The organism is Flammeovirga yaeyamensis (assembly GCF_018736045.1).
Classification (GTDB): Bacteria; Bacteroidota; Bacteroidia; order Cytophagales; family Flammeovirgaceae; genus Flammeovirga; species Flammeovirga yaeyamensis.
Genome location: NZ_CP076132.1, coordinates 4,298,998 through 4,313,728 on the forward strand (window position 1 = coordinate 4,298,998; position 14,731 = coordinate 4,313,728).

The 14,731-nt window shown below is 33.8% G+C and carries 18 protein-coding genes; 11 read left to right on the forward strand and 7 right to left on the reverse strand.

The genetic code is table 11. From position 1 onward, the window contains the following. From KMW28_RS17005 to upp, 4 genes are all read left to right on the forward strand, one after another. Positions 1 to 2,157, forward strand: coding sequence for a mechanosensitive ion channel family protein (locus KMW28_RS17005; protein ID WP_169662840.1), 2,157 nt, complete (start codon positions 1 to 3; stop codon positions 2,155 to 2,157). Between the two features lie 63 nt (positions 2,158 to 2,220). After that, on the forward strand, positions 2,221 to 2,730 hold the full coding sequence (locus KMW28_RS17010) for a TlpA family protein disulfide reductase (protein ID WP_169662841.1): 510 nt from the start codon (positions 2,221 to 2,223) through the stop codon (positions 2,728 to 2,730). Between the two features lie 6 nt (positions 2,731 to 2,736). Beyond that, positions 2,737 to 2,991, forward strand: coding sequence for a heat shock 70 family protein (locus KMW28_RS17015; protein WP_169662842.1), 255 nt, complete (start codon positions 2,737 to 2,739; stop codon positions 2,989 to 2,991). A gap of 413 nt (positions 2,992 to 3,404) precedes the next feature. Next, positions 3,405 to 4,058 carry a uracil phosphoribosyltransferase gene (gene upp, locus KMW28_RS17020; protein ID WP_066212497.1) on the forward strand — a complete coding sequence of 218 codons (654 nt, stop codon included), beginning with the start codon at positions 3,405 to 3,407 and terminating at the stop codon, positions 4,056 to 4,058. An 81-nt stretch (positions 4,059 to 4,139) separates the two neighbouring features. On the opposite strand, the gene KMW28_RS17025 is transcribed toward upp, so the two are convergent. Further along, on the reverse strand, positions 4,140 to 4,409 hold the full coding sequence (locus KMW28_RS17025) for a hypothetical protein (protein ID WP_169662843.1): 270 nt from the start codon (positions 4,407 to 4,409) through the stop codon (positions 4,140 to 4,142). Between the two features lie 254 nt (positions 4,410 to 4,663). Between KMW28_RS17025 and KMW28_RS17030 the strand changes: the two genes are divergently transcribed. The 7 genes from KMW28_RS17030 (at position 4,664) to KMW28_RS17060 (ending at position 9,645) form a co-directional block, all read left to right on the forward strand. Continuing rightward, positions 4,664 to 5,395, forward strand: a complete 732-nt coding sequence (locus KMW28_RS17030) for an MlaE family ABC transporter permease (RefSeq protein ID WP_169662844.1) — start codon at positions 4,664 to 4,666, stop codon at positions 5,393 to 5,395. A gap of 5 nt (positions 5,396 to 5,400) precedes the next feature. Next, positions 5,401 to 6,153 (forward strand): ABC transporter ATP-binding protein, encoded by a 753-nt coding sequence (locus tag KMW28_RS17035; protein ID WP_066212491.1) that lies wholly within the window; start codon positions 5,401 to 5,403, stop codon positions 6,151 to 6,153. 244 nt (positions 6,154 to 6,397) lie between these two features. Continuing rightward, a complete protein-coding gene (locus tag KMW28_RS17040; protein WP_066212490.1) occupies positions 6,398 to 6,937 on the forward strand; it encodes a hypothetical protein in 540 nt (179 codons plus the stop codon). A gap of 168 nt (positions 6,938 to 7,105) precedes the next feature. Then, positions 7,106 to 7,663 carry a DUF3575 domain-containing protein gene (locus KMW28_RS17045; protein ID WP_084005978.1) on the forward strand — a complete coding sequence of 186 codons (558 nt, stop codon included), beginning with the start codon at positions 7,106 to 7,108 and terminating at the stop codon, positions 7,661 to 7,663. A 91-nt stretch (positions 7,664 to 7,754) separates the two neighbouring features. Next, the gene (locus KMW28_RS17050) at positions 7,755 to 8,234 is read left to right on the forward strand and encodes a hypothetical protein (protein WP_066212486.1); all 480 of its coding nucleotides are present in this window, start codon (positions 7,755 to 7,757) and stop codon (positions 8,232 to 8,234) included. A gap of 181 nt (positions 8,235 to 8,415) precedes the next feature. After that, complete coding sequence (locus tag KMW28_RS17055; RefSeq protein WP_066212484.1) at positions 8,416 to 8,961, forward strand: outer membrane beta-barrel protein; 546 nt, start codon at positions 8,416 to 8,418, stop codon at positions 8,959 to 8,961. Between the two features lie 156 nt (positions 8,962 to 9,117). Then, positions 9,118 to 9,645: a hypothetical protein gene (locus KMW28_RS17060; protein ID WP_066212482.1), complete on the forward strand. Its 528-nt coding sequence runs from the start codon at positions 9,118 to 9,120 to the stop codon at positions 9,643 to 9,645. 148 nt (positions 9,646 to 9,793) lie between these two features. On the opposite strand, the gene KMW28_RS17065 is transcribed toward KMW28_RS17060, so the two are convergent. The 6 genes from KMW28_RS17065 to KMW28_RS17090 all read right to left on the reverse strand — a co-directional run bounded on the left by KMW28_RS17065 (position 9,794) and on the right by KMW28_RS17090 (position 14,692). Beyond that, entirely contained in the window at positions 9,794 to 10,042 is a 249-nt protein-coding gene (locus KMW28_RS17065) for a hypothetical protein (RefSeq protein WP_169662845.1), read from the reverse strand. 284 nt (positions 10,043 to 10,326) lie between these two features. Then, positions 10,327 to 10,686 carry a hypothetical protein gene (locus KMW28_RS17070; protein WP_066212478.1) on the reverse strand — a complete coding sequence of 120 codons (360 nt, stop codon included), beginning with the start codon at positions 10,684 to 10,686 and terminating at the stop codon, positions 10,327 to 10,329. 170 nt (positions 10,687 to 10,856) lie between these two features. Further along, complete coding sequence (bshB1, locus tag KMW28_RS17075; RefSeq protein ID WP_169662846.1) at positions 10,857 to 11,585, reverse strand: bacillithiol biosynthesis deacetylase BshB1; 729 nt, start codon at positions 11,583 to 11,585, stop codon at positions 10,857 to 10,859. A 27-nt stretch (positions 11,586 to 11,612) separates the two neighbouring features. Further along, positions 11,613 to 12,041, reverse strand: coding sequence for a YybH family protein (locus tag KMW28_RS17080; RefSeq protein ID WP_169662847.1), 429 nt, complete (start codon positions 12,039 to 12,041; stop codon positions 11,613 to 11,615). Between the two features lie 160 nt (positions 12,042 to 12,201). Beyond that, positions 12,202 to 13,461 (reverse strand): GTPase HflX, encoded by a 1,260-nt coding sequence (gene hflX, locus KMW28_RS17085; RefSeq protein WP_240972544.1) that lies wholly within the window; start codon positions 13,459 to 13,461, stop codon positions 12,202 to 12,204. A gap of 43 nt (positions 13,462 to 13,504) precedes the next feature. Further along, a complete protein-coding gene (locus tag KMW28_RS17090; protein WP_169662849.1) occupies positions 13,505 to 14,692 on the reverse strand; it encodes a class I SAM-dependent methyltransferase in 1,188 nt (395 codons plus the stop codon). Positions 14,693 to 14,731: the final 39 nt, after the last annotated feature.

Sequence of the window (14,731 nt, forward strand, 5' to 3'; positions counted from 1 at the left end):
ATGAACTTTAAAAGTCGTTTTTCACATACAAATATAACTTCGATACTTTTAGGTATTGTAATTTTCCTTACTTATTCACAAGTAAGTGCACAATATTCGAATATAAAGTTTAGCACAAAAACACCTTATAAGACAATGGTTTCTCATATAGGTTTTTTGAGCCCTGCTTCTGGTTCTTATAATCCTGAACTTGCAGCGAGAACTTTAGGAGGTGATGACTATTCGATAGAACAAAAAATTGCTTTGGCTATCAAACTAAAACAAATATTTGATAAACATGGAGGATTGGATGTTGACGATATTTCGAATAGAAGAAATTATAGAAATGAGGATGGCGATTATATTTTTACTGTCTTTGAAGATATTCCAGAAATATACATGATTCGTGAAAACTCAAATTGGATCTATTCACCCAAATCTGTTCGCGAAATTAATGTAGTTTTTAGACGTTATTACCCAGCTGCTTTACCTCCAAAACGACCTAAAAAAGAAGAAGAAGTTAATGTGAATCCTGATTCCATAGATGTTGTTGAGAAGGATTCATCGGGTAAAGAAGTGGTTGTCAAAAAGCCTGCTCCTAAAAAACCGACTCCCTCAGAAAAACCTATCGTTGTTAAAGAACAAGCAAAAGTAGATTTAAGTAACCCTAAGGCAGCGGTGACTACTTTTTTTGTTTTTCAACAAGATGATAATTACCATCCTGAGTTAGCAGCAAAAACATTAGAATCTTTAAATCAATTGAGCCTTGAAGATCGAATTACTTTGGCCATGAAGCTAAAGCAAATTTACGATGGACTTGGACTTTGGATTGAATTAGAAGATATTCCAGAAGAGGAAAACTTTATTGATACCACTCGACACAATAAAGAAATTTATGTCCTCGACCGTCAGCTACCTGATTTTTACTTAGAGAAATTCGGAAAAAAATGGATGTTCTCTGAGGCTAGTATTCAACTAATTGAAAACAAACACCGACAAGTTTTCCCTATTGGTACGGAAGGCTTAGAAACTGTAGGTAGTATCTTGAGAAAACCTTTGGGTAAATATGCTCGAAAAGAATTTTTAGGCCTTGAACTGTGGCAGGTAACCAGTTTAACAGTGATGTTCTTAGGGGCATGGTTCTCCATTATACTTCTTTCCAGAACGATCATGTTCATTATGGGGTTTGTTTCTCGATCAAAAGAAGAAAGACGCTATATAAGAGGAATGTTTAGTTCTGCATTAACCATTGCCATATGCTATTGGTACAGAATGATTTCTCCGAGTTTGGAACTCTCCATTCAGGAACTACAATTTGTGATCATTGTACTAAAAGTGTACAGTATCTTCCAAGTGGTCCGCTTCTTCTATAGTTTGACTGACCTTTGGGTAGCGATTTGGTTGAGAAAGGCCAATGAAAGAGAAGATCAAATACAAAGAGGTTTTGCACCTTTCTTTGGTATGACTGCCAAGCTGATTGTTATTTTAGTAGGCATTGTTTTTACGGTAAGTGCTTTAGGTTATGAAATTAGTGGCTTATTAACCGGTCTATCTATTGGTGGTGTAGCCGTAGCCTTAGCTGCCCAAGATACTATCAAAAACTTATTTGGATCGATCATGATTTTCATGGACCGACCTTTTGTTATTGGCGATTGGGTGAAGGCAGATGGAGTTAGTGGTTCAGTCGAACAAATCGGACTTCGATCAACGAGAATCAGAACATTCGAAAACTCATTGGTTTCTATTCCAAATTCCAGAATGGCTGATTTCACTATCGACAATATGGGAATGCGTGTATTCAGAAGGTATAAAACCTATATCAGAATAAAGTACGAAACCAATCCAGAAAAAATCGATGAGTTTGTGGATCGATTAAAAGAATTAGTTAGAAAGCATCCTCATACCAGAAAGGATTTCTATGTGGTTAATCTAAATAACATAGGACTCTATTCATTCGATATTCTATTCTATATTTTCTTCGAGGCGCCTACATGGGGTGATGAACTTCATTTTAGACATGAGATTATCCGTAGTGTAATCAAAACAGCCAATGAATTGGAAATTGAATTTGCTATTCCTCCAAATGGATTGGATATGATGATGATGGATGGAAAAGGAAGTTCATTGTCAAAAGCTTCTCAGAAAACATCGGGTGATAAACCGTTTGGGTTTATGTAATCTCAATAAATGATATTTGATATAATGTATCAAAAAAAGAAATATAGCTTACTCTTGATTCTAATGATGTTCATTTTCGTGCACACCTCTTTTGCACAGAATGAAACAAGTGGGGATATAAAGTCGGACTTCTTACTTATCAATAAAAAAGGGGAGAAAATAAGAAAGGTTGATTTTAGAGGAAAGGTACTCGTTTTAGTCATCAGCAGTTCGTGGAGTTTAAAGTTTCTAGAAGATTTTGATCAACTGAAATCTTTACAAAAAGAAACATGGGGAAAAGAAGTCACTTTTATCTATGCTGTTGCAGATGTACAGAATAATTGGGAGAACTTTCTAAGAGAATATGGAGCTCCAAAACTAGATAACAGCTTGAATAACACCTACATCCTACCGATCTCCTCCCCTTATTGCAAAGACTGTTTTATGACCTCTCATTTTCATCAAGAAAAGATACCTTCTTACTATGTGTTTTCTAAAAAAGGAGAATTATTGGGAGGAGATATTCCTAGTACAAGTATTCTAACAGGAATGAGGAGCTTGATTTTAGGAGCAAAAAATATATCATATAAATAAAAAATTATGGATTTCGCTATTTTAATACCTTTAATGGCATTGAGTATACCAATTGTTGCCATCTTAGCTAACAGTAAAGGAAAACTCAAGAAAAAAGATTATCAAAGATTACTTGAAGAGTTAGAAAATCTTAAAATCGAGAATAAACAACTCAAAGATCGTGTAGAGAACATTGAAACCATTGTTACAGAACCCGATTGGGACATCAAACGCACTTTAGGGGAAGGAGATTCTACCTCTACACCAAGATTAGAAGAGTAATTTTTCTTTTATCGGACACAAAACCCCTTATTTGTTCATTTTCGCACAATATCAAAAAACCAACAATATATATAACTCACTACAAAACAGTTAGTTACAATATTTGGGGTATTTTTGGCATAACTAAAGACAAAAGTGATCAATATCGTGAGGTTTTCACCTCAACGTAAAGATAAAGTTTAAATAATTGAATTGGTTGGAAAAGGCAAATATCATTTGATGTTTGCTTTTTTGTTTTTATAGACTTTTCTTTTCTATTATTATTTCATCACTTTTTCCCACAATTATTTATTATTAAGTATTTTAGAGTAGTCCCTAACAGATTATTCACTACTTTCACATTTTAGGATCCTATGTGATTTATTTACAGGGGGACAACATCAAATTCAGATCAATTTTAATGAGAATTATATATGTCTAATACATTTATCCTAAATCAAGAAGCAAATGTTGCTTCAACCTATATTAACGAGCTACGAGATGTAAATATTCAAACAGATCGTGCCCGATTTAGAAGAAACCTTGAACGTATTGGTGAGTTACTTAGTTATGAATTAAGTAAAACATTAGACTATGAGTCTGTAGATATTACTACTCCATTAGGCACTTCTCCATCTAGAAGAGTAAAAGATGAATTAGTGGTAACTACTATTCTTAGAGCAGGATTACCAATGTACCAAGGGGTATTAAATGTATTTGATCACGCTGATAGTGGATTTGTTGCTTCTTACCGTTCTAGTTCTGGAACCGATGAAGTAGAGATCAATATGGAATATGTAGCGTCTGGGAACTTGGATGGTAAAGTAGTTATTTTGGCAGATCCAATGTTAGCTACAGGGAAGTCTTTACTTTTAGCTTTAGAAGGATTACTTAAAAATGGCACACCAAAACATGTTCATATTTTAGCTGCAATCAGCAGTCAGCAAGGTGTAGATTATGTTTTAGAAAACATTAATGTTCCTAGTACTTTATGGATTGGTGCTGTAGATCCTGAAATGAATGATAAATCGTACATCATTCCTGGTTTAGGAGATGCAGGCGATTTATGTTTCGGAGAGAAATTATAATTCGATACTGACTTACAGTATTTATAAATATAAAAAATGAGGTAAGCTCAATTTAATTTGAGTTTACCTCGTTTTTCTTTTTTAAAAGTTCAATATAAAATCAATACCCCATATTAATAAGGCTACAATTACTATATACACAATTTTCTCTTTGATATGCTCTACTATTTTATAGCCAATTAGTTTTTTACTGTATTGATCAATTTCTTTTTGTGAACGTTTCTTGGCTATTTTTTCCAAAGAATAATGCCTAATGTGTTTAGTATCTGATTTAAACTTTGGTGAGGTAGCATGCTTTAATTCTCGTCTATTATTTTGCAACACCTTGGTTGCACTGTCCATAAATCCCATAGTCGCTTTAGATTGATATATTTATTTAAACGTAAATGACCTTTAAAAAACTATTTATTTGGAAAAATTTAACATCATATTTAGTGTATTTTTTAGGATCGGTATAATAAGTGATCAACTTCTTTATATTTGTAGATAAGTATCGCTTTTCTATAATAGAAAATGTACTTACGGGCTTGATGTAAGCAAGAAAGTTTGATGTCAACATCAAGTATTTAGATTAGAACTATATTTTTTTGATATAAAATTATTTAATGAGACGTTTAGGCGAATACCTCATCTTTTTATGGAAAATGTTTTCCAACAGAGAATCATTTTCCACATATTTCAAACTGTTTTTTCAAGAGTGTGTCACCATAGGAATCAATTCTTTATTCTTAATTGGTTTTGTCTCACTTTTCGTAGGAGCAGTAATTGCCCTTCAGATGGCATACAATATTGTTAGTCCTCTTTTACCAAAATACATCATTGGCTTGGCAACAAGGGAAATGATGATTTTAGAAATGGCTCCAACATTATCAGCGATTGTATTTGCGGGTAAAGTAGGTTCACAAATCGCAGGCGGAATTGGAACAATGCGTATTACAGAACAAATTGATGCACTCGAAGTAATGGGTATAAACTCTGCTTCTTATCTAGTTTTGCCAAAAATATTTGCTGGTATGACGATGCTTCCCGCATTAGCAATTCTATCTGGAGCCCTAGGTATTTGGGGTGGTTGGCTAGCTACAATCTTTGGAAATTTGTCTCCTTTGGAAGATTACATCTATGGTATACAGACTGAGTTCGTTCCTTTTGAAGTCAATTTTGCCATTATCAAAGCCTTTGTTTTTGGCTTTATTGTTACTTCGATTTCTGCCTTTAAAGGATATAATGTTAAAGGAGGAGCTTTAGAAGTAGGTAAAGCAAGTACAGATGCGGTAACTACTTCTTGTATTGCTATTCTTGCAGCCGACTTTATTCTTGCACAAACCCTATTGAGTTAATTGAAATGATTGAAATAAAAAATATACAAAAGACTTTTCAGGGTAAAACAGTACTATCTGATATTAGTGCGACATTCGAGCCGGGAAGAACGAATATGATTATTGGGGCAAGTGGTACAGGTAAAAGTGTACTTCTTAAAACTATTGTAGGTCTATTTGAACCTGATGCTGGTGCTGTTTTATATGACGGTAGAAACTTTCACACCTCCAATAGAAGAGAACAAAAAATAATTAGAAGCGAAATTGGAATGCTTTTTCAAGGCAGTGCCCTTTTCGATTCACTTACAGTAGCAGATAATGTACGTTTTCCATTGAATGTACATTCTGATATGTCTGAAAGTGAAAAAGATGACCGTGTAAACTTTTGTCTTAAAAGAGTAGGATTAGAACAAGCTGCTCATAAAATGCCTTCTGAGATTAGTGGTGGTATGCAAAAGCGTGTGGGTATTGCAAGAGCGATAGTTATGAACTCACAATATTTATTCTGTGATGAACCCAACTCTGGATTAGATCCTCAAACCGCTTGGATGATTGATCAGTTGATTCATGAAATCACACAAGAGTACAATTTAACTACTGTAATTGTTTCTCATGATATGAACTCAGTAATGGAAATTGGAGAGTATATCATGTTTATGTATAAAGGTCTAAAAATTTGGGAAGGAAATAAAGATACTATCCTTGATGCCGAACCTAAAGAGTTAAGAGATTTCTTATTCTCTAACAAATTAGTAAGAACATTTAAGGGTATGCAATAAGTTATATCATACATCAAGTAGACTCTCTGAATTTAATATTTAAGGATTCAGAGAGTTTTTTTATGCCTAAAATTGACATCAAATAGTGGTTTTTATTATCCTAGATCAATTCTTTTTAAACTTCTTCCTAAATCAAACTACCTATGAAAAGTCATTAACATATCACTTCACTGATTCAATAACCAAATTATAAAGTTGTCGTTTGAGTTAAATGTTCAATATTAAACAATTAATTTAAATCAAAATGAAAAATTTCATTCAAACACTACTATTATTAATTACTATATCATTCTCCACAATGGTTCTTGCCCAAGACAACACGAATACTTCTAATGGTAATAGTGGACATTATAAAGGAGTTGGTCAACTAAATGTTGGCTTAGGAGTTGGTTTTAACTATGGAAGTGCTGGATTTATGGCTGACTACGAATTCTTACAACTTGGTCAGGATTTCACAATGGCAGCAGCAGTATCATACTATGGTTGGGATACCTATTATGCTAAATACAATACTTTTGGCGTAGGTGTTCGTTTTAGATGGTATGCTGATAGAGTTTTAGGTATTACAAGTAATAAATGGGATGTATTTGCTTCAGGTGATGTTGGTTTTGGAATTACAAATTCAAATTATCATAATGGGTACGATCACCATCCTTCCGGGAGTTCTGTTTCTCCAATTTATTGGGGGTTAGGTATTGGTACAAAATACCACTTTAATGATAAAATTGGTTTACATGCAATTATAGGTACAGGGGCACAAATCGGGATTACTTTTGGTCTATAAGAAATTTCATAAGTATGGATATTAATCTGTTTTATCAGATATACTAAGTACAATAAGGGGCAATTAAAAGTTGTCCCTTTTTTATATTCAATCATGAAATATTTATATATTTGCCTCAATTTTCAATCATTCGATTGGTATTGTACTTGAACTTAACAAACTCATATTATGAAGAAATTGAACAAATTTCTATTTTTAGTTTCACTATTCACTCTTTCTGTATTTAGCCTTTCTGCTCAAACTAAAAAGGCTAATTCAGTAAGTAGTAATTTTTCAAACGGTTCTGATTTTTATTTAAACGGAGGTGTAGGATTTAATGGTAGAGGTGTTCCTTTCTACTTAGGACTTGATTATAATGCAGTTCACCCAGATGTTTCTTTAGGAGGATCATTCGGTATTAACAATTGGGAAGAAACACATCACAATCACTACCATAAGTATAGTTCTTGGAACGTGACATTTAATGTGAATTATCACTTTAACAAAATCATGAATATTCCTAATAATTTCGACTTCTATGCCGGAGCTAATATTGGATACTACAACTATACCGAGAAAAAAGGCGATATATATTATGATGATATTAGAAAATATCATAATGGTATAGGTATTGGAATCCAAGTAGGTGGACGTTGGTTCTTTACTGAAAAAGTTGGACTTAATCTTCAGTTTGGTGGGGGAACTCAGTATACTGCAGGTAACTTTGGTTTGACTATCAGACTTTAATTAACATTATTTAACATAATTAAATAGCTTATTACAATTTAAAATTCGTTAAATTCATCAAAATAAATTTAACACAACTCATTCTTAATTAATGAAAAAGCTATTTAGTCTATTCCTAACGATCGCCGCTTTAACTTTTGGTACTTCAGCATTTGCACAATCTGGAGGTGGAGGTAATTATCAAGGTCCAGGTGTATTAAACATTGGTCTTACTTCTGGTTTTGGCGACTACCTTGGTGTACAAGCCGATTATGAAATCGCTCAACTTGGCCAAGATTTTACTGTTGGTGCATCAGTTGCATTCCAATCTTGGAATGATGGTAAAAACGACAATGGTGATACTTCTTTTGCTGTTGGTGCCCGTTTTAGATGGTATGCTGATAGAGTTTTAAACATCTCTCACCCTAAGTGGGATGTTTTTGCAAACGGTGATATCGGCTTCAATATTAATGGTCCTAACGGTTTATGGTGGGGTATTGGTATTGGTGGTAAATTCCACATCAGTGAAGCTTTTGGTTTACAAGCAATCATTGGATCTGGTGCACAACTTGGTGTAACGTTCCAATTATAGAATAATAACGATATATTCATTAAAAAAGTCTGTGGAGAAATCCTCAGACTTTTTTGTATTATAAAAAGAATGTCTTCTATTTTATAGATAATAAAGAAGATTTTTTTTTTTTAATTTTAACAATACTATAGATTTACTACACATTTATTATCCTTTACAACAATCTATTTAATACTCAAAAATGAAATCCAAAATCAATTATTTCGCAAGTCTTTTTACTTGTCTATTATTAGTATTCTCTCTTTCTGCCTACAGTCAAAGTGACAAAAAAGGCGGAGGTGGTGGTGGTAACTACCTTGGCCCAGGTAACTTAAATGTTGGTTTAAGTACTTATTGGTCGTACAATAGTTCTTTAGGTTTTCAAGCTGATTATGAATTTAATCTCGGTCGAGATTTTACCGTGGGTCCATCCTTAAGCTATGCAGGTTACAGTGATAGTTGGTACAATTATTCAGTTTTTGGAGTTGGTGCCCGTTTTAGATGGTATGCTGATAGAGTTTTAAACATCTCTCACCCTAAGTGGGATGTTTTTGCCAATGGTGATATTGGTTTTTCAATCTGGAGCCATAGATACACAGGTCCTGGTAGTGACCCAAATAGTCATTCATCTACCTCTCCACTTTGGATTGGTTTAGGTATTGGCGGTAAATTCCACTTTAACCAAAAAATCGGTTTACAATTAATCATTGGATCTGGAGCTCAATTAGGTCTTCATTTCCAATTGTAATACAATACTTTTTCGATTTATTTCTCATTTATTTATATATGTAAAACAGTGGTGATATTTTTTCATCACTGTTTTTTATTTTCTTATGACTCAATTAACATAAACTTGTCTTCTTTAGCCTTTTCTTTGTATCCAATTTCAACAATTAAACCTATTATGAAAACTCAACTAACAAATATCAGATATGTACTGCTATTATTATCTGGTTTATTTATTTCATCACTTTGTTTTTCTCAAGAGAAAAATACACAAAACACTAAATCTAAAAGTGGTGGAAGTCATTCAGGAAACCATGCATGGTTTTTAAATACAGGATTTGGCTTTAGTAACCATGGTGTTCCTTTTTATATTGGAGGTGAATACAATGGATTTCATCCTGATATTTCAGTGGGTGGTGTATTTTCTTACCATAACCGTTGGGACAATACAAAACACCGTACCGCTTGGACTGTGTCTGCCATAGGTAATTATCATTTCAATAGGCTACTTAACTTAACCTCAGAATGGGATGTCTATGCAGGTGCTAATGTAGGATTCTACGGATACAGTCACGCTTCTACCGGCTTCGGTGGAGGAATACAGATTGGAGGTCGATGGTTTATTACAGATGTGATAGGTCTTAATCTTCAATTTGGTGGAGGTACCGTTTCTGGTGGTCAATTTGGATTGACGTTTAGATTGTAATAGATCTTTTTGATCATAGAAAAACGATCTAAAAATTATATTAATACACATCATAAAAAGAAAAGCGGTATCATAACATGATCCGCTTTTTCTATATAGGTATATATTCTTATCCCCTAAGAACATACTACTTTTCTTTGATTAAATTTTAAGCAGATACTTTAAAGTATCCGGTAAGATTTGTGACATAAAAACTATTTCCCTTTTGAACACTTTCCGCATTCCATCCTTTTACCCTTACTGTATAAGAGCGTTCTTCATAGCCTTTTAAAATATTTAAACCTACTGGTTTTAAATATAATAGAGTGGCTAATCCATCATCAGATTTTAAAATTGCTTGAGCATATTCCCCTTCATTCCTTACATCATATAGCTTTCCATGTAGAATAGTTTTCATGTGCATCTTTGTTTTTATGATGTATCAAAAGTAAACAAATAAATGTTCAAATAAAAATCATTGATAATAAAATTATCATTTTGATTTAATTTTATACAAATGACTACTTAAAGTTGAATGAAAAAAATGTTGTATAAATGGATGGTTTTATAGCATTGATGATAGAGTGAAAAGGTTTATATGAAATAATAAAAATTAGTTAGTGTGTATAAAAAAAATACAATATACTTAACTCTTTATTTCGTTAAATATATTGTATTAAAATATTGTTAGAATATGTATCTCTACTTTGTATGAAAAACAGGACAATCCTCAACATTAAAGATTCTCACCGCTCCATTAATTAGTTCTTCAGTATTATAATGCTCTCCTCCGTTCATCATGTTTTCTTCGATAACATTTAAAACAGATAATACATATTGCTCAGCAATCTCTTGAATTTTACCTTTTGATTCTTCTGGTATCTGTTTTTTAAATCGATCCATCTCACCAGTAACAAAAGTCATCAAAATCTCTTTCACTTCAGATAAGGCATCTTGTGAAGACTTTGAAATTCTTTGTCTATGATAAGGACATAAACCCGATAAAGGTTTTGTCTGTGATTGATTTAATAAGTTCTTTATAGAAGATTCTAAACGCTGCATAATAAGGTTTGAACATTTTCTCTCATTACAAATGTAGTTAATTATTAACGAATTGTCCTATTGATAATATCTAAGACTAAATAATATTTAGTTATATACTCTAAAAATCAAACTTTAACTCACTAATAATCAACAAATAACACTAACACTAATTCTTATATTGAATTATTCTAAATTAGATGAAATAAGTCTTCTACTTTGATAGGTGCAGATTTCACAAATCCTTCTGCAAACTGTGCTCCTACTCTTTGACCATACTCTCTTGCTCGGGCCTCTAAAAACTGCATAAACTGAGGGGTAGAAATAAAAGTTTGAGGTTCTCCTGGAGCAGCATCATTCTCACCTACAAAGAATTGAGAAGCAAAAGCTTTGATCGATTCTACTTTTGTTGGCCATTGTTCAGTTACATCCACTACAAAGTCAGGAGTCATAAAATTTGACTGAATCATATGGAATACATTCTGAGGTCGCCAAGCTTGTTGATCAATACCGTCTTCTTTAGTAATCACCTTTCTTAAACCGCTCATAAAACAAGCATCTACTACCAACTGTGCAGCTTTTCCATGGTCTGGATGACGGTCTTCTATGGCATTGGTAATGATAATTTCAGGCTGATATTTTCTTATCACTCTCGAAACTTCTTCTTGGTGCTTAGAATCGTTTGTGAAATAAAAGTCAGCAAACCCTAAATTTTCTCTTACCGATAAACCCATAATTTCAGAGGCTTTTGCCGCTTCTTCCATTCTTAGTTCGGGTGTTCCTCTTGTTCCCATTTCGCCACGAGTCATATCGACTATCCCTACTTTTTTTCCTTGTTGAATCGCTTTAATAAGGGTACCAGAACAGCTTAATTCTACATCATCTGGGTGTGCCACAATGGCTAAAATATCTAGTTTCATTAGCTCTTAAAGTCTTATCTATTTTTGTTATGAGGAGTGGTCAGCAATAATCACCCACTTACCATTAATTTTCTTCCAAGTCAGCGAAAAATGTCCTTGCAAATCGCCTTTTGTTCTACTAAGATGCCACTTTCCTATGACCAAAGCTACATTTTTAGAGAGTTTTTCCACTTTAATTAAAGTGAATGTCAACTTCCCCATGGCATCGGTATTTGGATAAGATTTTTTATAATTATCCAAAGTCGCTTGCCAGCCATTGGTCACTCCACTCTTACCTATAAAAAGTAAATTATCCGACTCCCAATAGCCGTTCATAAAGTCATCCAAGTTTCCGGTATTCCACGCCCTTTCCTGACGAGATAAAGTCTCTTTGATGGCTTCTAAATCCTTATCTACTTTTTGAGCAAATGTAAATTGAGTAATGAATAAAGCGATAATTATGAAAAGATTTTTCATGAGTTTGAATTGGTTGATATAAAAGAGTTCAATATCAAAAAGTGGGGTAGAATTCTGCATTCCAAAAGACCATTTGATGAAACTCCATAAAAAATGAAGGTGATGCAAATCTATAAAAATTTACATCACCTAAATTATATTTTAAAAGGATTTGACGATACTATTCATCATCACCTGTTTCTTCAGACATTGGCCATTCTCCTCCATGTTCTAACCATAATTGGTTATAAGCAAAAGAATGGTGGTTTGGATAAATCTTATAGAATCGATCGGATACCAATTCGAAGATCTTTCTTTTTAACTCATCCACTCCTTCTTTCTTAATTGCAGAAAGGAAAATGTGATTGTACTCTTTCGCTAAATAACTTTCTTTCCACTCTTCTAAAGTGGCCGGTGGATGATCCTCGAACGGAGGATACTCTTTATCCACATAGTTATCCACTTTATTGAACACCAACAATGTTGGTTTATCAGTTGCTTTGATCTCTAGCAACGTTTTATTCACAACTTCGATGTGTTCTTCGAAAGATTCGTGTGAGATATCAACAACATGGATCAAAATATCTGCTTCGACGATCTCATCCAAGGTAGATTTAAACGATTCGATCAAAGTTGTTGGTAACTTTCTGATAAAACCTACTGTATCGGTCATCAAGAAAGGCACATTGTTCATGGTAATCTTTCTCACCGTAGAATCTACTGTGGCGAAAAGCTTATTTTCTGCAAATACATCCGCTTTAGAAAGTAATCGCATAATCGTTGACTTACCAACATTGGTATACCCTACCAAGGCGGCACGTACTTCTCTATCACGATTCTTTCTTCTTAGATCCGACTGTGTTTCAATCTTCTTCAACTTCTTACGTAATAAGGAAATCTTATCACGAATAATACGCTTATCCGTTTCCAATTCTGTTTCACCAGGACCTTTCATACCTACACCACCTCTTTGTCTAGAGTGGTGGGTCCAAAGGTTGGTCAGACGAGGAAGCATGTATTGATACTGTGCCAATTCTACCTGAGTTTTCGCTTGAGCAGACTTGGCTCTCATAGCGAAAATTTGAAGAATCAATAACGATCTATCGATAATCATTACATCTTCAATTTCTCTATCCAAGTTTCTTGCGTGGGCAGACGATAAATCATCATCAAAAATGATAGTATCGATACCTTCCGCTTTCACATAGGTGAGAATTTCCTCCAACTTACCTTTACCGACAAATGTTCTTTTATCGGGATGATCTAAACGTTGAATGAAAGTTTTTTCTGTTTTGATCCCTAAAGTAGATGCCAAGAATGCCAATTCGTCTAGGTATTCCTCCGCTTTTTCTACTTTTTGATCTTTAAGTGATACCCCTACCAAAACGGCTCTTGGTGCTTTATCACTTTCTGCTTTAATATGATGAAATTCTTTTTTCAAGAAATTATATTTTAAATGTCTATTCTGATCGGTCGCTACAAAATTAAGAATTAATCGCATTCATCTCTAAAAGATGCTCTAGATGATGTGTTTTAATGCCATGTATTTTCTTAATCTCATTGATCTGATCCACTACTTCTTGCTTAGGCGTATCTCTCACTTCGTCTTGAACTCCTACTACCAGTACATTCTTCGGTGTATGTTCTGTTGTGATAAATTCGAAGACTTTTGTTTTATACCCGTAAGCTTCCATGATTAATGCTCGGATACCATCGGTGAGCAACTCTGCCTGACGTTCTTTAAGAATGCCAAACTGTGTGATTTTTCCCAAAGCATCATCAGGAGATAATTGTTTTCTGATTTGTTTGTGACAACAAGGTGCACAAATAATCACTTTAGATTTGGACTGAATACCTCTATAAATTGCATCATCTGTGGCTGTATCACAAGCATGAAGTGCAATCAAAAGGTCGATATGTGGAAGCTCTGCTTCTTTGATTGTTCCTTCTACAAACTCCAAATCATTAAAGCTAGAACGCTCTGCAATACCATTACATTTCTTCACCAACTCTTTACGCATTTCCACACCGATAACATGCGGTTTTTGTTGAGCAACATTGGTTAGGTAATCATACAAACCAAAAGTAAGGTAGCCTTTTCCTGCGCCCATGTCTACGACATTGTATGAGCTATCAAAATTCACATTCTTCAAAATACCATCAATAATCTCAACATATTTGTTCAGTTGACGGTATTTGTCCTGCATGTTGTTCTTTACTTTGAACTCCTTTGTCGTTACACCCAATTCCTGCAGATATACCTTGTCTTTCGTGTCTATCAAACGATTCTTTTGCTTATCGTGAGATAGCTTTGGCTTATCTTTAGTTGTTGCTGCTTTCACTCTTAATTTTGCAGAACCTTTGGGGGTAATCAATAAGTGATAATCCGCCTCTAATGTATATAAATCAGCATTGTAGAAATCATTCTCCAAATACTTACTTATTCTTGTTACCACTTCATCTACAGGATAATTCTTGGTGATATCGTTTGTTGGGTAACGATATAAACAAGATAAGTGCATACCTTTCTTCAACTCTACCAATTTACCATTGATTGTTTTAAGGTCCTTTTGCTTATCTCTTTTATTCGATAAAGTGATTTTGACGAAAGTATTGTTTTTCAAGCTATCCTGAAGATGTTGCTCGAATTTATCTACATTGATGAGACTCATATAACTTTTTGATTTTGAGGAAACACTCCAAACGCAAAA